The following is a 21294-nucleotide window of genomic DNA, read 5'->3' as shown; positions in this document are numbered from 1 at the left end:
GCCCTGACGACACCCCCGACGCTCCGCCCCGCAACGATGCCCCACCCACCCGACCAGCTACTTCGCTCCAGTGACAGCAACAGGCGGCGCAGGCGATGACCGAGGCGCAAAGACCGCTCCAGCATCTGCCAGCTCGGGTTCCGCTAGACGGGGAGAATGTCGATGAGGCCCTCAAGCCCCCTGAGATCGCCCGCATTCCTGGTCAGCAGCGGAAGATCCTCCGCCAGGGCTGTCGCAGCGATCATCAGATCCGCTGCACGACTGCGAGGAAGGCGGCCCGCAGCCAAGACTGCACTGGCAATCAGCCCGTAGGCGCGCGCAGCCTCGACCCCGAAAGGAATCGGCTCGATGAGGGACTCGACCAATTGGAGTCTCGCCTGCCGACGGGAGCGCTCCATCGGATCAGATGCGTAAGCAGGAGCGGCACTCAGCTCGGCGAGCGTCACGACGCTGATGGCAAGCTCCTCGGGAAGCAGGGCCGAGTCGATCTGCGGCAGGTCAATGACGACAGACGTATCGAGAAGGCCAATTCGGTGCGACTCAGGCACGGGGCTCAGGATCCTGATCGATGACGGTGTCCAGATCGGCGACCACCTGCCGACCATCGACCACCGGGGCACCGGCGAGAGCGGCCAGGAGCACCTCCCGGTTCACCGTTCGACTGCGACGCAGCGGCCGCAGCTCGCCGACCGGGACCTGGTTCCGAGTCACGATAAAACTCTTCCCCCCGCTCAGCTCCCGCATAATCGCACCACTGTTGTTGCGCAGTTCACGCTGGCCGATGGACATCATTGTACCCAGTGTAGCACCTAGCGCTACGAGCGGTACTGGGGGGTGAGGCGCGCGTGGAGCACGTTCCGTCAGAGCATCGGAGACAAGGACGGCGCGGCCTGCCGGGGCCGCTACCGGGCCAGTCGGTGGGTCTCCCGGGAGAACCCCCAGACCGTGGAGGCGGCCGCCACCAGGAGCAGGCCGATGACGACCAACCCCGGCAGGCCCGCCAGCGCGGATACCAGGGCCAGGCCCACCAGCACGGCGTCGGAGGCGGCCAGGCTGGCCCACGCACGACGGCCGGTGGCGCGGGCGAGGAAGAGCCACAGAGCCGTGACGCAGATGATAGTGCCGCCGAAGAGGGCCAGCACGGCGGCCGTTCCCGCCGGCTCGGCGGGCTCGTCCACCACCACCTCGGCACCGACGGCGAAGGCGACCATGCCGAGGACGAGGACCTGCTGGCCGTTGGTGGCCAGGATGGCCAGTGAGAGCCTGGCGGCCGGATCGCGCTCCTGCCTGAGCGCGGCCAGCGGCGCCACGACGCGCTCCTCGTTGGCCGGCCCGAAGAACAGTGCCCAGATGCAGATGATGACCAGCATGGAAGCCACTCCAGCGGCCACCACCACGGGCTCGTCCAGGCCGCGGATGACCGCGCTGCCGGTGGTCAGGACGGCCTCGCCCAGGCAGATGATGAAGAACAGCTGGCAGCGCTCGATCTGGTGGGGCTGGTCGAAGTCGATCTCATCGCGGCCGGGCACGGGCAGCCCGGGCACCGGGTGCCGCAGGCGCATCCCCAGCAGGTCGATGGCGGCGGCGGCCGCCCACCAGACGAGGCGGCCGTGCTCGTCGGCCAGGGCTCCTGCCGCCCAGGGCACGGCCGAGACCAGCGACCAGACCACCATGTTGATGCGGTGCAGGCGCATGGCGGGCAGGACATCCACCCTCCGGGTCAGCAGCGGTCTGCCGATCTGGATGGCCAGCAGCGGGGCCACGAACACCCAGGGCGAGTGCTCGAAGGCCCCGGTGATGGAGGCGTTCATGATCAGACCGAGCACCATCACGCCCAGCAGGGGGTAGCGCGCCGTGCGCCGCCTGGCCAGCACCATGGTGGACTCGTAGGTGGTCGTGGCCCACACCCCGAAGACCGTCAGGGACATCACCAGTGTCTCCAGCGCCCCGCGCCACGTGAGGTTCTCCAGGAGGTGCTCGGAGAGCTGGGAGATGGCGAAGACGTAGATGAGGTCGAAGAAGAGCTCGATCTTGGTGACCTCCTGCTCCTCGCCGGGAGCGGCCTCAAGGTCATGAGCGGTTCTGTGCATGCGGTCCTCTCATCCGGGCAGCAGCGCGTGCCAGTACGTGCTGCAGTACTGCGAGCACCACGGACGCTACCCCACGAAACCCCATGGGCCGCGCCGTCGTCGTCGGCGATCTGGGAGCGCCGCGTCGGCGCCCGCCTCGGCAGCGCGACCGTCGAACGGCTGCCGGCGAGCCCGCTGGGAGGCTCCAGCCCCGAGCGGCGCGAGGCCTGGCTCGCCCGCGCACGTCGGATCGCGGCACCGGGGCGACCGAGGGGTCGGCCGGCAGGCTGGGCGAGCCGCGCGCCGAACCGCCCCAAGGCCCTTCGGCCACGCAGAGGCGGCAAGACGCTTCGGCTGACAGCGATAGGGGTGGCCCTGGGAGTGCCTGGGACAGGACGCGGGCGGCTCGTAGGCTCGAAACGACGGCGCCCGAGCACCACCGGGCGCCAGTAACGGAGGATCTCATGAGTACCACAACCCCTGACCTGCCCACCACGATGCGCGGCGTCGTCATGCACGCCCCCGGAGACGTGCGCGTGGACGACCGCGAGGTCCCACGCGTCGTCGAGCCCACCGACGCGGTCCTGAAGGTCGAGGTCGCCTGTGTCTGCGGCTCCGACCTGTGGCCCTTCCGCGGAATCGCCCCGGTCACCGAGCCCCGCCCCATGGGGCACGAGTACGTGGGCACCGTCGTCGAGGTGGGCGAGAAGGTGAAGAACGTCAAGGTCGGCGACTTCGTCGTCGGCTCCTTCTGCACCTCGGACAACACCTGCGAGATCTGTGAGTCCGGCTTCCAGTCCCGCTGTGCCAATGGCGGCTTCATGGGCGACACGCAGGCCCAGTACACGCGCGTGCCCCTGGCCGACGGCACCCTCGTGGCGGTGCCCGGCGGCAAGCCGGAGGACCCCGACGTCGTCGCCTCCCTGCTGGCGGCCTCCGACGTGCTGGGCACCGGCTGGTTCGGGGCCGTGGCCGCCCAGGCCGGCCCCGGCAAGACGATCGCCGTCGTCGGCGACGGCGCGGTGGGCCTGTCGGCCGTCCTGGCCGCCAAGGCCCTGGGGGCCGAGAGGGTCATCGCCTTCTCCCGCCACGAGGACCGGGCGGCGCTCGCCCGCGAGTTCGGCGCCGACGTCGTCATCGCCGAGCGCGGCGAGGAGGGCGCCGCGAAGGTCAAGGAGCTCACCGGCGGCTACGGGGCCCACGGCGTGGTCGAGGCTGTCGGCAACCAGCTGTCCATGAACCAGGCCATCGCCTCGTGCCGGCCCGGCGGGCACGTCGGATACGTCGGCGTGGCCCACGGCGTGAGCCTCGACGGGCAGCAGCTCTTCTTCGCCGAGGTCAACATGCTGGGCGGGCCCGCACCGGTGCGCCGCTTCCTGCCAGACCTCATCGACCGCATCCTCAAGCGCGAGATCAACCCCGGGCGGGTCTTCACCATGCGCCTGCCGCTGGAGAGGGCGGCCGAGGGGTATGCGGCGATGGACGAGCGCCGCGCCATCAAGGTGCTGCTGGAGGTCTGACGCCGTCCGACACGGTCTACCCCTGACCGCGATTCACACCACTGGCCGCAGCCCACGACCCCTCGACGGTCGGGCTGCGGCCAGTGGTCGTCGGCCGCGCCCGCGCGGCTCAGACGCGGGGCTGCGGATCCTCCGAACGATCCCGCCCCGGTACGGGTCGCGCCGTCATCAGCCGACGGCGGCGAGACGCTCCGCCCTCCTCCTGCGGCTCCAGCGGCGGACGGCGGAGACGGTGCCGGTCACCACGAGGCCGATGCTGACCACGACGAGCCCGAGGCCCGCGAGGCGCACTGGGCGCGCCGAGTTGTTCTCGTAGTCCCACACCGCTTCGAAGTCCTCGCTGTTGAGCCGGCACTCTTCGCCGTTGACCTCGACGGAGAAGCCCGAGGACGGCTGCCCCTCCTCCAGGCACGTGACGTCTGGTGCGGGGCCGAGGTGCTGGACGCTGATGAGCCCCGCCCCGGCGGCGAACAGGACAAGGGCGGCGAGGAACCAGTAGAGGGGTTTCATGCGCGTGAGTCTACGGAAGATCCTCGGCCAGAAAGACATGCGTCTCAAAACTCGGGTCCGCGGTGCCGGCCACGCGCTGCCGCGTATGGTGGGGCGGTGCCCGCCCAGGGCGGCATCTCCCACGTCTCCACATCCCGTCTTCATCGATTCCTCGGACTCCAGCTCGGAAGCGGATGAGCGCATGAACGACAACGGACCGGACAGTGCACGGGCCAGAACGGATCTTCGAGTTCTTCTCGCCGACGATGATGCCGCGGTCCGACGACGGTACGCGCGCGTGCTCGATCAACGTGCGGGCATAGCCGTAGCCGCCACCGCGGAGGACGGGGCGCAGGCACTGCGCGTCCTGGATCGGCGCCGCATCGACATAGCCCTTCTCGAGGTGGAGATGCCGCACGTCAGCGGCATCGAGAGCGCGCGGCTCATCTCCGACCGGCACCCGGGGGTCGCCGTGGTCATGCTGACGGCCCTCGTCGATCGCGCACGCCTCGAGGAGGCGATCGGGGCGGGGGCGCGTGGCTTCCTCACCAAGGACATGGACGTCGACCACATCGTCACGTGTCTTCGCAGTGCCGCTCACGGTCAGACCGTCCTCGGGCCCGCCCCCATGCAGATCGTGGCGGACAGGTTCCGCCGTTACGCGGAGGCCCGGGCGGACAACATCGACTTCATCTGCGCGGTCGGCTCGCTCCCAGAACGCCTGAAGAACGTCTACCGGTCGGTTGTCCAAGGGCTGAGCAACCGAGAGGTGGCAACCGCCACGGGCATGTCGGAGCACACGGTGCGGACCTATGTCACGGAGATACTCGGCCTGCTGGGATGCCCGTCCCGCACGCAGCTCACGCTCAAGGCGACCGCTCTGGAGGCCACGGACCCCCATGGGATGGTGCGAGCACCGGGGCGCCGTCACGACAGCGGAAGTCACTGACATTCATCGATACCTCTCACGGACGTCGTCGACACACACTGGGTGCGCTGACGAGCCGACGTCAGCAGGTTCCGGCACATCGACAAGTCTGCGAGGAAGGATCTCATGACTATCACATCAACCCTCAAGAGGATCACGCGCCTCGGGCTGGTAGCCGCCCTGGCGGTCCCCACAGCGGGAGTCATCGCAAGCGCAACCGCGTCCGCCGAGGGCACAAGCCCCTCAACCAACGGGTGCTATGTCCAGTGGTGGAACACCGCCTGGGAAGCCACGTGCGAACCGGCAACCGCTTCTGGCGACTACCGAGCAATCGTCGCCCAGGCCTCCCAGCCCGATATCGTGGGCTCGTGGTACTCCATCGGTGAGGGCTCAGTCGTCACTTTTGACTACGGAAACGCGTGGTTCGCCGTGCAGGGAAGCGGAAACTGGGTGGAGTACCGCGGATGACGGCAATCCAGCAACATGCCCCCAAGGGCCCGGGAAACGTTCTCAGTCTGGAGAGGGTCTCCCGGGCCTTCGGGCACGTTCAAGCCTTGAACCCACTTAACCTGAACGTCAGTGTCGGCCAGGTGCTCGGCCTTCTAGGGCCCAATGGGGCGGGAAAGACCACACTGTTGTCCATCATGGCATGCACGCTCGCTCCGAGCTCCGGAACCGTGACCGTGGGAGGGGTCGCCGTCACCGACACCAGCAGCGCCCGACGCGCGCGCCGGAGCCTGTCCCTCATGCCTCAGCATCCCGGAAGCGTTCCCGGCTTCAGCGCCCTGGACACGGTGGAGTACTCCGCCTGGGTCCACGGAGTCCCCCGGAGAGGTCGACGCGAAGCCTGCCGGGAGGCGCTGGACCGAGTGGGGCTGTCCTCACAGGCCAACAGACCTATGCGCAGGCTATCAGGCGGCATGATCCAACGCACCCACCTGGCAGCCGCGCTCGCCAGCCGCCCCTCACTTCTTCTTCTCGACGAGCCGACCGTCGGTCTTGACCCGGCCCAGCGCATCGCCTTCCGTGGGCTCATCGAGAGCCTTCCGGATACGGCGACCATTCTGGCGACGCACCTCGTGGAGGACGTCCGCGCCGTGAGCGACAAGCTCATGGTCATGGACTCGGGCAGTGTCCGCTTCCAGGGCACGGTCGCAGGGCTGGAGGAGCTGGCACGCCACGACGCCCCCGGAGACAGCCGGCTTGAACGCGGATACATGACGGTCCTGGAGAAGGCACCACTATGATCGGCATCCTGCGCATCGAGATGCGCCGCTCTCTCCTCGTGTGCCTGTCCCCACTCGCCGCCGCGGCGTCAGTCGCCCTCATGGTCAACGACATCCATACCTGGAGGGGCATCTGGCCCGAGGGCTCTGCCCACATCTCCACCCCGCTGCTCTTCATCGGTCCTGTGATGGGTGGAGCCAGCGCCTGGGAGGTGCGGCGCCGGCACCTGGCCGGATCCGCCCGCGGTGCCCGCAGCGGGACCGCGCCGTGGACCACGCCCCTGCTGATCGCCCACCTGCTGTCCGGCGCCGCCGTCATCGCCGCAGGCGCCCTGTGCGCCACCATCGTCAACCTCGCCTCCGCGGCGCCCGCAGGACTCCTGTGGCCGTCATACGTCCTCGTGGCCCTGGCGTGCCTGACCGAGTGCATCGCCGTCGGATTCCTCCTGGGACGCCTCGGCGGCCCCGCCTGGTTCGCACCCGTCACCACCGTCATGCTCCTCTTCCTGCGCCTGGTCATCACCCTGCCAGGGTCAGGCGATGCAATGAGGTTCCACTTCACACGCCTGTTCCTGAGCGGCCGGGCCTCTGCCGTCCTCTCCCCGACCGGTGTCGCTCTCGCCGTCGTCGAAGCAGGGCTCGTCGTGGTCCTCGCCTGGTCCGCCCCTGGTCTCATCGCCCACACGCGGGCTGTCAGAGCACGCACCGCCTACCCCTGGTCCCGGCCCCGTCGCAGGGCCGCCGTCGTCGGGAGCCTGAGCTGCGTCGTCGCGGGAGCCCTGGTACTGACCAGCCCGCAGCTCACCCAGGAGCGCCGGCCCCCGAAGGAGGCGGTCTGCACGTCCACAGACTTCCGCATCTGCGTCTGGCCCGATGAGGCGGCCCGCCTACCAGAGCTCACCAGAATTGCCGAGAGGGTACCCGAGCAGGCGCGGACCCTGGGAGTTCCGGTTCCCGATCACATCAGCTCCTACGGACTCGAAGACACCCGCGGCCTCAAACCAGGATCGGGCAGCTTCGTCATAGAGAGCGACAGCACCTGGTTCGCAGCCGGTTCGGTGGCAGGTCTGCTGACAGCGTCTGTCGTCCCGGCGCAGTGTTATCCGCACGACGAATCAGGGAGGCAGGCATACTCAAAAGCGGCGCACGAGCTGTCATTGTTGCTTGAGCTACGTCTTCAAGCGGCAGACTGGCCTCACGGAATGAGAGACAGCAGCGGGACCGATCGGACCGAGATAGCGAGAATCTGGAAAACCACTGAGACAGAGCAGCAGACCTGGATAGACGAGCGGCTCGCCACCATGCGCTCGCTCGCCGCGGGCTCCGACCCCGAGCACTGCTCATGACTCTCTATCTGCGCTCCCGCAGAATTGGACTGGCTCTCACGATCATGGCTCTGCTGACGATCGCCACCCTCATCACCGGAGAGAGCCTGCTCACCCTGACATCAGGAGTGAACCCCGTCACCATCCCCTACCACTACGTCCTGAGCGCCTTTATCGCGTCAGCTGTCACCAGCTCACTCGCGTCCCCGCTCACCGCCACGGACGAGGGGGACACAGGTGTCCTGCAGAAGGCCAGGTGGCTCCATCTCATAGTCCTCAGCGCGTTCGGCCTCCTGCTCGCGACGGCGTCCTCCGCAACGGGCACAGGAGCGGAGGCTCTCGAAGTCATCCGCGCCTACATGGCGTGGAGCGGGCTGACGCTCCTCGCCGCCGGGCTCCTGCGCGAGTCGCTGTCCTGGGTCGGAGCGCTCTTCGGCATCTTCATCATCATCTGGTTCGGCTCCTCCGACGGAGAGCACGCCCCGTGGAACTGGGCCCAGGCCCCGCCCGAGGCATCCGCGTCGTGGTGGGTGAGCGCCGTCTTCCTCGCCGTCGGCCTCCTCCTGTGCCACGTGCGGTGGCGGGGAGCACCGCTCCGGGCCGGGATCCTCCCCGGCTGGGCGGTACCGCGACGCCACGCCCTGGGCAGACGCAAGCGGCCCCGGGGTCGTCACAGGCTTTGAGAGCGCGGCGGAGGGGAGCAGCGCGGGAGCAGCGCGGAGAGCACAACCCTCAGTAACGGCGTCCGGTCCTCGGCCTGGGCGTGTACCGGACGCCGCCGCGCGAGACCGAGCGCTGCGTGCGCGAGGCCGTCGAGGCGGGCTACCGCCTCATCGACACCGCCCGGTACCACCGTAACGGAGCCACGCCGGTCCAGGCGGACCTGCGCATCAAGTCGCTGGTCAACGTCTCGATGATCGACATCTCCGCCAGCTATCTGCCGCCGCACCCCGATGCGCAGGCGCGCAGGACCGCCCTGGCGGAACCTGGCCGAGCAGCACTACCTGGACCTCGGCTCGCCATCCCCGGCGACGGCGGCCATGGGCTACCCATGACCCTCAGCGACGACAACCCGATGGGCGAGTTCGGGGCCCTCTACTGGCGCGAAGCGGGGCACCACCACAGCCCCACTACACGGCTCGCCGCCGCCTCGGACCCGTCCTTCATGAACTTCGCCGAACTGATGCATCCCGAACAGATCGAGACGCCGGTGCTCACGGTGGTGGGCGAGCAGGCCACTTCCCGCTCGCTGTCCAAGGCGATCCACGAGAAGCCGACGACCACCAAGCGCCTCGTCGCGGCACCCGGCGCCGGTCACGTGGACCTCTACCACCGCATCGATCTCACCCTCTTCGACGAGATCAACTCCTTCCTGGCCCAGCTCCTGAGTCGGTAGTCCCGGCGAGGCCCGCACCCGTCAGGAGAATCCGGAGACAGTCATGACTGCGCACCCGGGGTGGGTGATGCTGCGGACGACCGCGCATGCCGTCCGGCCCGTGTCCGGGTGCGGCCGGGCGGGGACCCGCCGCCCTGGGTGCGGGTCGGGACGGGTGCGGAGGCAAGTTGCACATGGGAGAGAGGCGACCCGACGAGATGGACGCCGACTTTCGTTGGAATTCCAACGTTCTTCTCGGATCGCCAAGATTGACTGACGCGCTCCCATGTGCCTACAGGGGGGTCTGCGCACATGGGAGCGCGTCAGCTCATTTTGACGGACATGCGGAAATCGCAGAATGATGCGAAGAACCGGCATCCGCACCGGCAAGGCCCTCCTCTCCCATGTGCAACGCCCTCCTCCGGCACTGCCACCGCACACCGACGGCACCGACCACCGGCTCAAACGACTTGCTCAAACAGCTTCCGCAACAGGAGCCAAGCGGTTCGCACGGCCCCGCCGTCGTCGGGCCCCGCCCAGGAGCCGCCAGCGCACGGCGCCAGTGCTCCCGAGCCGATGTCACCGGGCTGCGCCCGGCACGCGGAGCCTGTCGGCCGGGGCGAGCGGGGCCCGCCCCGCTACCGTGGTGCCATGATCGAGACCGCCTCCCCTCCCCCGGCCGGCGAGCGCCGCTGGCGAGACGACCTGCACCTGGCCCACACGATCGCGGACCAGGTCGATCCCCTGACTCGGGCGCACTTCGACAACCAGGACTTCGAGGTCGAGACCAAGCCGGACCTCACCCCGGTCACCGCCGCCGACCGGGAGGCCGAGCGCCTCATCCGCGACTACCTGTCGCGGGCCCGCACCCGCGACTCGGTGCTCGGCGAGGAGCTCGGGGTGACGGGCCACTCGCCGCGCCAGTGGGTCATCGACCCGATCGACGGGACGAAGAGCTTCGTGCGCGGGGTGCCCGTGTGGGCCACTCTCATCAGCCTTGTGGAGGACGGCGAGGTCGTCGTCGGCCTGGCCTCCGCGCCGGCGCTGGACAAGCGCTGGTGGGCGGTCAGGGGAGGCGGCGCCTGGAGCGGGCGATCGCTGGCGCTGGCCCGCCAGCTGCACGTGTCCAGCGTGACGTCCCTTCAGGACGCATCCATGTCCTACTCCTCCCTGTCCGGCTGGGCGGAGCGCAGGCGGCTGCGCGGCATGCTCTCGCTCATGCAGAGCTGCTGGCGCACGCGCGCCTACGGCGACTTCTGGTCCTACATGCTGCTGGCCTCCGGCGCGGTCGACCTGGCGGCCGAGCCCGAGCTCGAGGTCTACGACATGGCCGCGCTCGTCCCGATCGTCACCGAGGCGGGCGGGCGCTTCACCTCGCTGGCGGGGGAGCCGGGCCCGTGGGGCGGCGACGCCGTGGCCACCAACAGCCTGCTGCACGACGCCGTCCTGGCGCGCCTGGCCGAGGAGACCGACTGAGGCCGGGCCCGCGCGCCGGTCCGGGCCCGCGGGGCGCCGTCGTCGGGCCTCCGGGGCGCCGCCGCCCCGACCCGCCGAGTGAGACCAAGGCCAACGCCGCAGACCCGCCATCGTCGCGTCACGGCGCGATAGCCTTCGGGCGACCCCGTCCGCCCTCATCCTGGGAGACCCATGAACTGGCTGCACGCCGTCATCCTCGGCATCGTCGAGGGCATCACCGAGTTCCTGCCCGTCTCCTCGACGGGCCACCTCAATATCGTCGAGAAGCTCCTCCACTACGACATCGAGGGCAAGGGCATGACCGCCTTCACCGCCGTCATCCAGATCGGGGCGATCCTGGCCGCCGTCGTCTACTTCTGGGGCGACATCGTGCGCATCGTGGCCGCCTGGTTCAAGGGCCTGAGGTCCAAGGAGGCGCGCAGCGACCCCGACTACACACTGGGCTGGGGCATCATCCTCGGCTCGATCCCGGTCGCGGCGGTCGGGCTGCTGCTCAAGGACTTCATCGAGGTCACGGCCCGCAACATGTGGGTGATCGCCGGAGCCCTCATTGTCTGGAGCGCCGTCATGTGGCTCGCGGACCAGCAGTCCGACGGCCCGCCCGGAGCCGCCCACGCCTCGCTCGGCAAGGGCATGAGCAAGGTCGGCGTCAAGGACGCCCTCATTATCGGCGGCTTCCAGGCGCTCGCACCCGTCCTGCCGGGCATCTCCCGCTCCGGGGCGACGATCTCCGCCGGGCTCTTCCTGCGCTTCGACCGCGTCACGGCCACGCGCCTGTCCTTCTTCATGGGCATCCCCGCCCTCATCGCCGCAGGCCTGCTCGAAGCGGTCACAGCAGCGGGAGACATCACCGCCACCGTCGGGTGGACCGCCACCATTATCGCCACTATCGTCTCCGCCCTGGTGGCCTACGCGACGATCGCGTGGCTGCTGAAGTTCGTCTCCTCCAACAAGTTCACCAGCTTCCTCCTCTACCGCGTGGCCCTGGGCGCACTCATCGTCGCGCTGGTCGCCTCCGGCACGGTCGAGCCCTGAGGCCGCGGGTGGCTCTTTCTCGGCCTGGATCGCCCGCCACCACTGCGATGACGCCTTCGACAAGGCGATCGTGGCGCGCGTCAACGAGTGGTTCGGCGGCTGACCCCCGGGGCTCCCCTTTCTCCTTGTCGTCGAGATCGGTTCAAGGGGCCGGGCAGCCGCTCTGCCGTGCGCGGCCCGCCTCCGCGCCCGCCCCATGGGCAGAGCCCCAAAGGACCGACGGGGGCCCGGCGCGGGCCCCGCCGGAGCCAGTCGTCAGTGGCCTTGGGCTTCTTCGGCGTCGTCGGTGAGGTAGGAGATCTGGCGGACCAGGTCGAAGGGGTCCGCGGTGTCGGTGGTGGTCAGGACCCCGGAGACGGGCTGCGGCGGCCCGCCGGCCACGGAGTAGGTCGCCGACCACGTCGTGGTCAGCGTGATGGTCACCCCCCGGGCCGTGCGGGAGTACCTGTGGTAGACGGTGTGGTCGGGGTAGGCGGCCCCGGGGTCGGTGGTGGTGGTCGTGGCCCCGTCGCCCCACCCCCAGGTGTAGGAGACCGGCGTGGCGAGGATGCTCACGTCCTGGTCCCCCACCCGGGTGCTCAGCTCCTGGGAGGCCGAGGAGGTGTAGACGATGACGATCCTGGACACCAGCGCCTCGGCCCCCGGAGGCTGACGCACGACGCCCGACCCGCGGGCCATGACCCTGGCGACGTCGGTGGAGGTGACCACCACCGGCCCCGCCGCACGCCCCGCACCACCCGGCTCACCGCCCCGCCCGCCCGGCCCCGGCAGACCGTACCGCCCAACCACGCAGTACGGACGCTCCGCCGCAGGAAGACCGGCGCACACCTCCCCCTGCTCCTGCCCCACCGGCCCCTGCCGACCACCAGAAGCACCCTCATAGGACCCACCCCCACCCCCCGCACCAGGAACCGGACCCGGATCAACCACCTCCGTACGCGTACGCGTCACTCCGACAGAATTTCCACTTCCTTCAGAAGAAAAACCGAGTCACTGTTATCTCCTATGGCAGTCGGCGGTAGTATCACCTGCGCCATCGCTACAACAGTAATCGGAATAACGCATCTGATAGCTCTTGCTTTCATTCAACCTGCCCCTCTCGAATAACCCAACGTCCCTCCACGTATTTCACAGCAAAAATGATGAGCGTATTGGAATGGGGCTCTGCCACCTCAGGTTCTGCCCCGGTTCCATCGTAGGTATAAGTAGCCTCTCTGTTGAATGTAACGTCCACCCGGGAGTACTCGCTGCCGGGGCCGGGGTCGGCGTAGCCGGTCCCGGTAACGGTGTGCACCCATGGGTCCTTCCATCCCCCGGAGTCGTGGAGCCTGGTGACGTTGGTGATCACCGAGCCGCAGAACAGGCAGTCCTGGCGGCTCATCGACCTCCACTGCTCCAGGTCCCCGGTGGCGTACACGTAGGGGTAGAGCTGGACGAAGTACGTCGCCGTCGCCACGGCCCCCTCGGCGGACTCCTCGTCCATGCCCTCCGGCCGCTCGGGCGCCGCCATGGACAGAGCCGCCTCCCGCGCCGCCGCCTGCTCCTCCGGCAGGTCCACCACCGGCGACGCCGAGACCACGGAAGCCTCAGAGCCGGCCGACGCCGACACGCCCCCATCCCCCCGCCCGCAGGCCGACAGCACGCACGACACGCCCACCAGCGCCACCACCAGCACCCCACCACGACGAAGCGAGAACGACACAGTCACCATCACTCACCACCATCAGCACCGACAGCACCGACAGCACCGACAGAACAGACAGAACGAGCCACAACCAGCCCCGCACACCGGTCACCATCGACCAGCACCACCAACTCTACCGCCACACCCACAACAACCACCACCCCCAAAAAGCCCACCCACAGACAACACCCGGAATGCCCGGGGCCGACCGGATGTTGTCTCCGCCGGGCGCACCGGCGTCCGGAAGGAGAGCATGATGGAGTTCAAGCAGGTTGTCGCGAAGCGCCATTCCGTCCGCGACTTCACCGATCAGCCCGTGCCCAGCCAGGATCTGGTGGACATCGTTCGCACCGCCCAGCAGGCGCCGTCGTGGGTGAACTCCCAGCCCTGGCGCGTCTACGCCGCCACTGGTGCCGCGCTGCAGCGGATCAAGGAGCACTACACCGCGAGTGCGGCCGCCGGCGAGAAGGGGGACTCGGACTTCCCGGTCATGCCCCGCACCGAGTGGTCGCAGGCCGCTCAGGCCAATATGGCGGCCACCGGTGAGGAGATTGCGGCCCTGGGCGAGGCCGCCCGGGAGTTCACCGCCTCCCAGGGCCGCCTGTTCAACGCCCAGGCCGTCCTCTACATCACCATCCCGAAGAACTCCCCCCTGTGGTCCGTTCACGACCTCGGCGCGTTCTCCGCCATGCTCGCCCTGGCGGCATTCGACAAGGGCCTGGGGGCCATCAACGCCTACGCGCTCGTCAACCGCCCCGGCGTGGTCCGCGAGATCATGGGGATCGGCGAGGACGAGACGCTCGCCATCGGCATTGCGCTGGGGCACGTCGCGGACACTCCTCTGGCCGCCTTCTCCCCCTCTCGCGCGGACGTGGAGGAGATCCTCACCATCAAGGACTGAGCGGCGACCGCCTGCCGCAGCCCTACAGGGTCATGGGCTCGACGACGGCGATCCGGCTCGCGCCGATCGACGGCGCCGCCCAAGGCCGAACCGATCTCGACGAGGGGGCGGGCCGCGGACAAGGTCTGCTCATCCGTGCCTGCTCATTCGCGTCGCACCCCTGTGAGAGGGTGCACCCATGCGGATCCTGCACACCTCCGACTGGCACCTGGGGCGCACCTTCCACGGGCGCGTCCTGGACGACGCCCAGGCGGCCTTCGCCGACCACCTCGTCGAGCTCGCCCGCTGCGAGGCGGTCGACGCCATCGTCGTGTCCGGGGACGTCTACGACCGCGCCATCCCGCCCACCGACTCGGTCCGCCTCCTGGACGAGACCCTGCGCCGCCTGTCGGAGCTGACCCGGGTGGTCCTCACCCCGGGCAACCACGACTCCGCCCAGCGCCTCGGCTTCGGGGCCGGTCTCCTGCGCGAGGGCCTGACCATCCGCGCCCGCACCGCTGAGGTCGACCGGCCGATCATCATCCCCGGTCCCGGGGGCGCGGACGGCCTGTACGTCTACGCCCTGCCCTACCTGGACCCGGACGCGGCCCGCGACTCCCTGCCTCCTCTCCTCGCCGAGCGGCTCGGGGAGACCGGCGGGGCCCCCGCCCAGGATCCCGACGCCGTCCGCGCCGCCGGGTCCGAGGACTCGCCCGGGCCCGACTCCCCCGCGGCCTCGCAGCCCCCGCGCAGACTGCCCCGCAGCCACGAGGCCGTCGTCTCGGGCGCCCTGCGACTGGTCGCCGCCGACCTCGCCGCCCGTAGGGCTACGGCAACCGCCCGCGTCCCGGCCCTGGTCATGTCCCACGCCTTCGTCGTCGGCGGGAGGCCGACCGCCGAGTCCGAACGGGATATCCGCGTCGGCGGCGTCGACTCCGTACCCGCGGGCGTCTACGCCGGCCTGGGCGGCTCGCCGCTGGCCGAGCGCTCCGGCGGCCTGGACTACGTGGCCCTCGGCCACCTCCACCGCCCCCAGGAGATCCGCGCTGCCGGCGGTGCCGACAGTGCCGACAGTGCTGACAGTGCCGGCGCACCCGGCCCCCGCCTCGTCTACAGCGGCAGCCCTCTGCCCTTCTCCTTCCCCGAGGCGGATTCCCCCAAGTCCACCGCGCTGCTCGACATCGGCGCCGACGGCGTGACCCGTCTCGAGCGCGTTCCCGCTCCGGCGCCCTACCGGGCGACGACGCTCACCGGCACCCTCGCCGAGGTCCTGGCCCTGGCCCCCGAGCACCGCGAGGACTGGGTGCGGGTGGTCCTCACCGGCGCCATGGAGCCGGACGCCATGGCGCGCCTCAAGGCCGAGCTGCCGAATCTCCTGGCCTTCTCCCACACGCCTCCCCCGCGAGCCGAGGGCGGCTGCGCTCCCGTCACGCGCGGAAGCGACCCGCTGGAGGTCACCGGCCGGTTCCTGGCCGAGATGCTCGGCCGTCCCGCCCGGCCCGACGAGCAGGCCGTCATGGCCGCCGCCTACGACGCCGTGCGCGCCGGCGAGCGGAGGAGGAACTGATGCGGCTGCACACGCTGACCATGACCGGTATCGGCCCCTACGCGGGCACCGAGACCATCGACTTCGACCGCTTCACCGCCTCCGGCCGCTTCCTGCTCACCGGCCCCACCGGTGCGGGCAAGACGACCATTATCGACGCCATCGTCTTCGCCCTGTACGGGCAGGTCGCCGACTCGGCCGGCTCGTCCAAGCAGCGCCTGCGCTCCACCCTCGTGGACGGCGCCGCCGCCTCCGAGGTCGACCTGACCTTCTCCACCTCGGCCGGCGTCTACAGGATCCTGCGCAGCCCCGAGTACCGGCGGCCCAAGAAGCGCGGCACTGGCACCACCCGGCAGAACGCCTCCGCCAGGCTGTGGCGCCTGGCCGCCCCCGGCGGGCGGCCCCTGGACGATCCCCTCACCCGCCTGGACGACGTCGGCGCCGAGGTCGCCCGCGTCGTGGGGCTCAGCCGCGACCAGTTCACCCAGACGGTGGTGCTGCCCCAGGGGCGCTTCGCACGCTTCCTGCGGGCGACGTCCGCGGATCGCCACACCCTGCTGCGCGACGTCTTCGGCACCGCGATCTTCGACGCCATCCAGGCCGAGATCGCCGAGCGCGGCCGCCTGACCGACCGGAAGACCCAGGCCGCCCGCCAGGCGCTCCGGGCCCGCGTCGAGCTCGCGGCCCCGCTGCTGGCGGCCCTGCCCGCCCCCGGGGCCGGCGACGGCGCTCCCCCGGAGGGCGCCGACGCTGCCGGCAGCGGCGCCGCCGGGCCCGCTGCGTCCGCCGAGCCCGCCGGGGCTGCCGCGCCCTCCCTGGACGAGCGGCTGGCCGCGCTGGCGGAGCAGGCCGGCGCCGCCGTCCCGGATGCCGACGCCATCGCCGTCGTCGGCGAGGAGGCCCTTGCCCGCAGCCGCGCCGCCCTGGCCCCGCTGGCCGATGCCGTGGAGCGCGCCCGGGCCGAGGCGGCCGAGGCGCGCACGGCCGCGGAGGCCGCCGTCGACCTGCGCCAGCGGCTCGAGCGGCGCGAGGCGCTCCTGGCCGAGCAGAACGAGCTCGACGCCCACCGCCCCGACCACGACGCCGATGTCGCCCGCCTCGACGCCGCCCGGCGCGCCTCCCAGGTCGCCACCGCCCTGCACCGTCGCGCACGCGCCCTGCGGGACCTCGTCTCCGCTCGGGGCCTAGCGACGCGGTCCCTGGGCGTGGACGCCCACCTGGCCGCCGAGGACCGTGAGACCGCCACCGCAGCGACCCTCGCGCGCCAGGCGCCCGACGGCGCCCCCGACCTGGAGGACCCCCGCCGCCTTCGACGCGCCGAGGAGCACCTGGCCGCCGCCGCGGCCCGCACCCGCACCCTCGCCGGGACCCTCGAACCGCTGGTCGCCCTCGAGACGGACCTGGCGGACCGCCAGGAGGCGCTGGCGCACCAGCAGGCCGACCTGGATGCGCGCCGCGCGGATGTGGACGAGCGCGCCCGGATGCTGGCGGCCCGGCCCGCCCGTCACGCCGAGCTCGAGACCTCCCTGGAGGCCGCGCGCCGAGCCGAGGCCCGCCTCCCCCAGGCCCGCGTGGACCGCGAGACCGCCGCCGCGCGGCGCGACGCCGCCGCCCGTGCCGAGGACCTCGGCGCCGGGCTGGACGCGAGCCGGCGGGCCGTCGCCGAGGCGACCGCCGCCGTGCAGGAGGCCAAGGCGCACGCCGCCGCCCAGCACCGCGCCTGGCTGGAGGCGACCGCCGGCTCCATTGTCGCCGAGCTCGTCGACGGCGAGCCCTGCCCCGTGTGCGGCTCCCCGGAGCACCCAGCCCCCGCCGCCCCGGAGTCCGGCTCGGTCAGCCGCTCCCAGGTCGAGCGGGCCGACGCCGACCGCGCCCGCGCCGACGAGATCCTGACCGAGAGGGCGCGCGAGCACGGTGACCTGGACCGCGAGTACCGCGCGGCCCTCGACGCCTCGGGCGCCCGTCCCCTCGCCGAGCTCGAGGCCGCGCTGGCGGAGGCGGCCGAGCGCCTCCGCTCGCTCGCTGATGCCGCGCGCCCCGCCGCGGAGCTGGCCGAGCAGCTGGCCGGCTTCGCAGAGGAGACCGCCGCCATGCGAGACGCCCTGGAGGCGGACCGCACCGCGCTGGCCGAGGACCGGGCGCGCCTGGCAGCAGCGCAGACCGCTCTTGAGCAGGACCGGGCGCGCTGCGCCGGTGCCGCCGGCGAGCACGCCACGGTCGCCAGCCGGCACCGTTCGCTCCTGAGGACCGCCCGGGCCGCCGAGTCGGCCCGCACGCACCTGGCCGCTGTCCGCGCCGCCGCCCAGGAGGCCGCCGTCGCCTCGGCCGACCTGGCCGAGGCCCTGTCCGGGGCCGGTTTCGCCGAGGCGGCGGAAGCCGAGCGGGCCGCCCTGCCGCCCGCCGAGCTGGAGGCCCTCGCCGATGCCGTCGACCGCGAGCGCGCCGACCGCGAACGCGTCCGCCACGCGCTGACCCAGGACCCGCGGATCGCCGCCCTCACCGGCCAGGAGACCGCCGACGTCGCGGGCGCCCGCCGTCTCCTGGAGTCCGCCGAGAAGGCGCGCGACGCCGCGCTGGCGGTCCACGCGACCGCCCTGGAGTCCCACCGGCACCTGGAGGAGGCACTGGCGGCCGTGGGCGGGGCCGCCACCCAGCTCGTCGAGACCCTTGAGAGCTCCCGGGCGCCAGCTCGGGTGGCCGCACTGGTCGCCGGCCGCAATGACGCCGCCGCGCCCCTGGCGACGTGGGTCCTTCTCGACCGCTTCGCCGAGGTCCTCGTCTTCGCCAACGGCCGTCTGGCCCAGATGTCCTCGGGACGCTACGAGCTCGTGCGCGTCGACGACGAGGCCGGCTCGGCAGGGCGCCGCGACCGCGGGCTGGGGCTGGGCGTCGTCGACCGCTTCTCCTCAGGCGGGGTGCGCGACCCCAAGACGCTCTCGGGCGGGGAGACCTTCTACGTGTCCCTGGCGCTGGCCCTCGCCCTGGCCGACGTCGTCACCGCCGAGTCGGGGGGCGTCGCCATGGAGACCCTCTTCGTCGACGAGGGCTTCGGCTCCCTCGACCCCGAGACCCTTCAGGCCGTCCTGGCCGAGCTCGGGCGCCTGCAGGCGGGCGGGCGCACCATCGGCATCGTCTCCCACGTCGAGGAGCTGCGCCGCCAGATACCCGACCGCATCGAGGTGGTCAGGGCGCCGTCGGGCTCAACGCTGCGCATCACAGCCTCCTAGCATCCCGCCTCATCAGCCGGTCTCGAGTATCTGGTGGTAGCGTCCGCAGCGCACCGCCGGCCCCTGAGCGGACTCGCTCCTCCCGCCCCACCGCCCCAGCTGCTCGCGCCCCTCCGACGGCCTCGGCCAGACCAGGCGCCGGCCCCGTATCGCCATGCCCAGAGCCCAACAGAAGCTAGAAGCTGAAGACGCGGGACACCAGACGACTGGTTCCGGGGCGGGCCTGCGGCTTCTTTCTCGGCGAGATCAGCTCGAGGCGCCCGCCTGACGCCCTGCCTGACCCCCGGAGAGCTTAGAGACCCGGCGGCGGGGCCCGAGCCCTCCTTGAACCGATCTCGAGCCGGAGAGCAACCACCTCGGCAAAGCGGGCGGCCCGGGCCGACCGGGGCCCCTACGCGAGCTCGGCGGACAGGGGCCCGCGCTCGGTGGCGTCGTACCACAGCAGGTCAGCCTCGGCGGTCCGCTCGAAGGCCTCCTCGTCGCCGGCGCGCGCCGCCCGCACGTCCGCCTCCGCCGCCCGCTCGTCCACCAGCAGCGCGGCCACGGCCTCCCAGCCCACCGGCGCCTCCACCCGGACCGTGCCCGGCAGCACGTCCCCGCCCGCCGCCGGCTCGGCGACCCGGGCGTCCTCGACGTCCGCCGCAATGACGACGCGGCGATCCGCCAGGCCCTCGGCGCCGGGGGCCGCCAGGAGCACCAGGGAGGCGTCGGCCGCGCACAGGCTCGCCGAGGCCTCCAGACCCTCCTCGTCCTGATCGGGCAGGGCCCGGGCCAGGGCGGGCGTGACCGCATGAGCCGTCCGGGGGCTGATCTGCGGGGTGGACAGGTCGGCGGCCGTCGCAGGCAGGTAAACGCGCATGCCCCCAGTGTGCCCCGCCCGCCCGCCGCGGAGCGCGCCCCTACCGGGCGCGTCGGCTCCGGCGCCGCCTCACGCGCGCGCCGGGCGCGGCCGGGCTCCCGCCCCCGTCCCCGGCCTGAGGCGGAGGCGGGGCCGCGAGCGGCGGGGGCTGCGGCCCCCGCCGCGGGGCTGCGCCCCTGTCCGGTGGAGGAGCGGGAGCCGGCGCGCCGGCGGAGGGCGCGGGCGCCGCCGGCCGCTGCGTCGGAGCCGGCGCCGACCGGAGCGCCCGCGCAGCGCCCCGCTTCTCGCGGCGGCGTCGCAGCCCGGGCCTGCGCCGTCGCCCGCGTCCGCCCTCGCGCCCGGAGGCGGCCGCCTGCGGGTCGACCCGGTCGGCGAGCCCGGCCAGGGCCCGCCCGAGCTCGCTGTCCGGCGCCGCCTCGGTCACGGCGCGCCCCTCCATCAGGCACCGATCGGCCGTGGCCGGGTCGTCGGGCACGAGCACCGCCTCGCTGACCCTCCCGTAGCGCTCCAGGGCGTCCCTGACGGCGCGCTGCGGCGAGGGCCCCGCCACGCTGGAGCGCACCCGCGTGACGACCACCTCCATCCGCCCGGCGGGGCGCGCCTCCCCGTCGAGGTCGCCCAGCAGCTGCAGGAGCCTGCGCACCCCGACCGGATCCGCCCCGCCCACCACCAGGACGACATCGGCGCCGCCCACGAGGTCGGCCGCCACGGCTCCCCTGCCGGGCTCCAGGGTGTACTCGTCGACCGAGTCATCGACCGGTCCGCCGCTGATGTCGACAACGGTCCACGCCGCCAGGCCCCGGCAGCGCGCCCACACCTGGGACATGGCCGAGGGCGGCAGCTCGCGCCAGCGCCCGGGCCGTCCCAGACCGGACAGCAGGCGCTCCGAGGGGCCGACGGGGACCAGGAGCGCCTCGAGGGCTTCGTCATCCAGCCTGCCGTGCCCGGCCAGGCGCGCGGCGGTGGCCAGGCCTGAGGAGTCCTCCGGCAGCCCGAGGACCTGGGTCAGGCACGGCCCCTCCAGGTCGGCATCGACCAGGATCGTGCCGCCGGCCGGAGCCAGGCTGTGGGCCAGCGCCGCGGCGATCGTCGTCCTGCCCGAGGAGCCGCGCGGCCCCCAGACCACCGCGATCCTGCCGCCCGGTCCGTGGCGCCCCGGTTCCTCGGGCCTGTCCGGAGCGGTCGGGGTGGGCGGCCCCGAGGCGGTCAGCTCGGCCCACAGCCGGTCGTCGGCCCCGGGTCGGGCGGGCGAGGCGGAGGAGCCCGCCCGCGGGGGCGTGCGCGGACTCGTAGCGGGCTCGACGGCGCGTGCGAGCGCCTGCACGTGCGCTCGCACGGCCTCGGGATCAGCCTCCCGGTCCTCAACGGGCCACCCGAGTGCGGCCCAGCGCTCCGCCCGGTCCGCGGGCGCCAGGACGACGCCGCTCGCACCGACGTGCCTCAGCCGGTCCACGACCGAGGGGTCGAGGTCGTCGAAGTCCGCGTCGATGACGACGAGCGCGGCCAGGCCCGCCATGGCGGCGCTGAGCAGCTCGGCCACGTCCGCGCAGCGGCGCACCACGCGCAGCCCGGATCCGCGCGCGTCGATGGCGCGCAGCAGGTCGGCGTCGTCCCCGGAGACGGCCAGGAGGACCCCGTGCAGTCGTTCGTCCATC

The 21294-nt window shown here is 72.0% G+C and carries 21 protein-coding genes; 12 read left to right on the top strand and 9 right to left on the bottom strand.

Annotated features, from left to right (window positions below; translation table 11 throughout):
- Nucleotides 1-143 precede the first annotated feature (143 nt).
- The 3 genes from AIF0345_RS04465 to AIF0345_RS04455 form a co-directional block, all read right to left on the bottom strand.
- Nucleotides 144-548 (bottom strand): type II toxin-antitoxin system VapC family toxin, encoded by a 405-nt coding sequence (locus AIF0345_RS04465; RefSeq protein ID WP_043561340.1) that lies wholly within the window; start codon nt 546-548, stop codon nt 144-146.
- The gene (locus tag AIF0345_RS04460; protein WP_268916506.1) at nt 541-792 is read right to left on the bottom strand and encodes a type II toxin-antitoxin system Phd/YefM family antitoxin; all 252 of its coding nucleotides are present in this window, start codon (nt 790-792) and stop codon (nt 541-543) included. The genes AIF0345_RS04465 and AIF0345_RS04460 overlap by 8 nt, the downstream gene beginning before the upstream one ends.
- Before the next feature lie 110 nt (nt 793-902).
- Entirely contained in the window at nt 903-2090 is a 1188-nt protein-coding gene (locus AIF0345_RS04455) for a low temperature requirement protein A (protein ID WP_285297370.1), read from the bottom strand.
- Between the two features lie 476 nt (nt 2091-2566).
- Here AIF0345_RS04455 and AIF0345_RS04450 point away from each other — a divergent pair, with 476 nt between their 5' ends.
- Nucleotides 2567-3589: a zinc-dependent alcohol dehydrogenase family protein gene (locus AIF0345_RS04450; protein ID WP_404975999.1), complete on the top strand. Its 1023-nt coding sequence runs from the start codon at nt 2567-2569 to the stop codon at nt 3587-3589.
- A 168-nt stretch (nt 3590-3757) separates the two neighbouring features.
- Here AIF0345_RS04450 and AIF0345_RS04445 read toward each other — a convergent pair whose 3' ends face one another.
- A complete protein-coding gene (locus AIF0345_RS04445; RefSeq protein ID WP_285297366.1) occupies nt 3758-4099 on the bottom strand; it encodes a hypothetical protein in 342 nt (113 codons plus the stop codon).
- Nucleotides 4100-4280: 181 nt separating this feature from the next.
- On the opposite strand from AIF0345_RS04445, the gene AIF0345_RS04440 reads away from it, so the two are divergent.
- The 8 genes from AIF0345_RS04440 (at nt 4281) to AIF0345_RS04405 (ending at nt 11443) form a co-directional block, all read left to right on the top strand.
- Nucleotides 4281-5027: a response regulator transcription factor gene (locus AIF0345_RS04440; protein WP_268916502.1), complete on the top strand. Its 747-nt coding sequence runs from the start codon at nt 4281-4283 to the stop codon at nt 5025-5027.
- Nucleotides 5028-5132: 105 nt separating this feature from the next.
- Nucleotides 5133-5474, top strand: a complete 342-nt coding sequence (locus AIF0345_RS04435; RefSeq protein WP_268916501.1) for a hypothetical protein — start codon at nt 5133-5135, stop codon at nt 5472-5474.
- On the top strand, nt 5471-6253 hold the full coding sequence (locus tag AIF0345_RS04430) for an ABC transporter ATP-binding protein (RefSeq protein ID WP_268916500.1): 783 nt from the start codon (nt 5471-5473) through the stop codon (nt 6251-6253). Before AIF0345_RS04435 ends, AIF0345_RS04430 begins: the two co-directional genes overlap by 4 nt.
- Nucleotides 6250-7578, top strand: coding sequence for a DUF7224 domain-containing protein (locus tag AIF0345_RS04425; protein WP_285297363.1), 1329 nt, complete (start codon nt 6250-6252; stop codon nt 7576-7578). The genes AIF0345_RS04430 and AIF0345_RS04425 overlap by 4 nt, the downstream gene beginning before the upstream one ends.
- Nucleotides 7575-8240: a hypothetical protein gene (locus AIF0345_RS04420; RefSeq protein WP_268916498.1), complete on the top strand. Its 666-nt coding sequence runs from the start codon at nt 7575-7577 to the stop codon at nt 8238-8240. The genes AIF0345_RS04425 and AIF0345_RS04420 overlap by 4 nt, the downstream gene beginning before the upstream one ends.
- 80 nt (nt 8241-8320) lie before the next feature.
- Entirely contained in the window at nt 8321-8953 is a 633-nt protein-coding gene (locus tag AIF0345_RS04415) for an alpha/beta hydrolase family protein (RefSeq protein ID WP_285297361.1), read from the top strand.
- Nucleotides 8954-9583: 630 nt separating this feature from the next.
- Nucleotides 9584-10408: a histidinol-phosphatase gene (gene hisN, locus AIF0345_RS04410; protein ID WP_285297359.1), complete on the top strand. Its 825-nt coding sequence runs from the start codon at nt 9584-9586 to the stop codon at nt 10406-10408.
- Nucleotides 10409-10579: 171 nt separating this feature from the next.
- Nucleotides 10580-11443, top strand: coding sequence for an undecaprenyl-diphosphate phosphatase (locus tag AIF0345_RS04405; protein WP_285297357.1), 864 nt, complete (start codon nt 10580-10582; stop codon nt 11441-11443).
- 255 nt (nt 11444-11698) lie between these two features.
- On the opposite strand, the gene AIF0345_RS04400 is transcribed toward AIF0345_RS04405, so the two are convergent.
- Both AIF0345_RS04400 and AIF0345_RS04395 read right to left on the bottom strand, forming a co-directional pair.
- On the bottom strand, nt 11699-12154 hold the full coding sequence (locus AIF0345_RS04400; RefSeq protein ID WP_268918583.1) for a hypothetical protein: 456 nt from the start codon (nt 12152-12154) through the stop codon (nt 11699-11701).
- Between the two features lie 370 nt (nt 12155-12524).
- Nucleotides 12525-13145, bottom strand: coding sequence for a DUF6318 family protein (locus AIF0345_RS04395; protein WP_285297355.1), 621 nt, complete (start codon nt 13143-13145; stop codon nt 12525-12527).
- Nucleotides 13146-13380: 235 nt separating this feature from the next.
- Between AIF0345_RS04395 and AIF0345_RS04390 the strand changes: the two genes are divergently transcribed.
- The 3 genes from AIF0345_RS04390 (at nt 13381) to AIF0345_RS04380 (ending at nt 18780) form a co-directional block, all read left to right on the top strand.
- Nucleotides 13381-14028 carry a nitroreductase gene (locus AIF0345_RS04390; RefSeq protein WP_285297353.1) on the top strand — a complete coding sequence of 216 codons (648 nt, stop codon included), beginning with the start codon at nt 13381-13383 and terminating at the stop codon, nt 14026-14028.
- 178 nt (nt 14029-14206) lie between these two features.
- Nucleotides 14207-15574 carry an exonuclease SbcCD subunit D gene (locus AIF0345_RS04385; RefSeq protein WP_285297351.1) on the top strand — a complete coding sequence of 456 codons (1368 nt, stop codon included), beginning with the start codon at nt 14207-14209 and terminating at the stop codon, nt 15572-15574.
- On the top strand, nt 15574-18780 hold the full coding sequence (locus AIF0345_RS04380; RefSeq protein WP_285297349.1) for an AAA family ATPase: 3207 nt from the start codon (nt 15574-15576) through the stop codon (nt 18778-18780). Before AIF0345_RS04385 ends, AIF0345_RS04380 begins: the two co-directional genes overlap by 1 nt.
- Before the next feature lie 12 nt (nt 18781-18792).
- On the opposite strand, the gene AIF0345_RS04375 is transcribed toward AIF0345_RS04380, so the two are convergent.
- From AIF0345_RS04375 to AIF0345_RS04365, 3 genes are all read right to left on the bottom strand, one after another.
- Nucleotides 18793-18936: a hypothetical protein gene (locus AIF0345_RS04375; protein ID WP_285297347.1), complete on the bottom strand. Its 144-nt coding sequence runs from the start codon at nt 18934-18936 to the stop codon at nt 18793-18795.
- A 235-nt stretch (nt 18937-19171) separates the two neighbouring features.
- Nucleotides 19172-19639: a DUF6912 family protein gene (locus AIF0345_RS04370; protein ID WP_285297345.1), complete on the bottom strand. Its 468-nt coding sequence runs from the start codon at nt 19637-19639 to the stop codon at nt 19172-19174.
- A 40-nt stretch (nt 19640-19679) separates the two neighbouring features.
- Complete coding sequence (locus AIF0345_RS04365) at nt 19680-21293, bottom strand: AAA family ATPase (RefSeq protein WP_285297343.1); 1614 nt, start codon at nt 21291-21293, stop codon at nt 19680-19682.
- Nucleotide 21294: the final 1 nt, after the last annotated feature.

Source organism: Actinomyces israelii, assembly GCF_030253495.1.
GTDB classification, from domain to species: Bacteria; Actinomycetota; Actinomycetes; order Actinomycetales; family Actinomycetaceae; genus Actinomyces; species Actinomyces israelii.
The sequence above is the reverse complement of the archived record's forward strand: the minus strand, read 5'-3'. Positions and strand labels throughout refer to the sequence as shown.

Bases quoted from the DNA above. Each gene is read 5' to 3' on its own strand.
- AIF0345_RS04455 (WP_285297370.1), bottom strand. From the start codon at position 2,090: ATGCACAGAACCGCTCATGACCTTGAGGCCGCTCCCGGCGAGGAGCAG.
- AIF0345_RS04370 (WP_285297345.1), bottom strand. From the start codon at position 19,639: ATGCGCGTTTACCTGCCTGCGACGGCCGCCGACCTGTCCACCCCGCAG.
- AIF0345_RS04450 (WP_404975999.1), top strand. From the start codon at position 2,567: ATGCGCGGCGTCGTCATGCACGCCCCCGGAGACGTGCGCGTGGACGAC.
- AIF0345_RS04425 (WP_285297363.1), top strand. From the start codon at position 6,250: ATGATCGGCATCCTGCGCATCGAGATGCGCCGCTCTCTCCTCGTGTGC.
- AIF0345_RS04385 (WP_285297351.1), top strand. From the start codon at position 14,207: ATGCGGATCCTGCACACCTCCGACTGGCACCTGGGGCGCACCTTCCAC.
- AIF0345_RS04420 (WP_268916498.1), top strand. From the start codon at position 7,575: ATGACTCTCTATCTGCGCTCCCGCAGAATTGGACTGGCTCTCACGATC.
- AIF0345_RS04365 (WP_285297343.1), bottom strand. From the start codon at position 21,293: ATGGACGAACGACTGCACGGGGTCCTCCTGGCCGTCTCCGGGGACGAC.
- AIF0345_RS04405 (WP_285297357.1), top strand. From the start codon at position 10,580: ATGAACTGGCTGCACGCCGTCATCCTCGGCATCGTCGAGGGCATCACC.
- hisN (WP_285297359.1), top strand. From the start codon at position 9,584: ATGATCGAGACCGCCTCCCCTCCCCCGGCCGGCGAGCGCCGCTGGCGA.
- AIF0345_RS04460 (WP_268916506.1), bottom strand. From the start codon at position 792: ATGATGTCCATCGGCCAGCGTGAACTGCGCAACAACAGTGGTGCGATT.
- AIF0345_RS04430 (WP_268916500.1), top strand. From the start codon at position 5,471: ATGACGGCAATCCAGCAACATGCCCCCAAGGGCCCGGGAAACGTTCTC.
- AIF0345_RS04445 (WP_285297366.1), bottom strand. From the start codon at position 4,099: ATGAAACCCCTCTACTGGTTCCTCGCCGCCCTTGTCCTGTTCGCCGCC.
- AIF0345_RS04375 (WP_285297347.1), bottom strand. From the start codon at position 18,936: ATGGCGATACGGGGCCGGCGCCTGGTCTGGCCGAGGCCGTCGGAGGGG.
- AIF0345_RS04440 (WP_268916502.1), top strand. From the start codon at position 4,281: ATGAACGACAACGGACCGGACAGTGCACGGGCCAGAACGGATCTTCGA.
- AIF0345_RS04390 (WP_285297353.1), top strand. From the start codon at position 13,381: ATGATGGAGTTCAAGCAGGTTGTCGCGAAGCGCCATTCCGTCCGCGAC.
- AIF0345_RS04380 (WP_285297349.1), top strand. From the start codon at position 15,574: ATGCGGCTGCACACGCTGACCATGACCGGTATCGGCCCCTACGCGGGC.
- AIF0345_RS04435 (WP_268916501.1), top strand. From the start codon at position 5,133: ATGACTATCACATCAACCCTCAAGAGGATCACGCGCCTCGGGCTGGTA.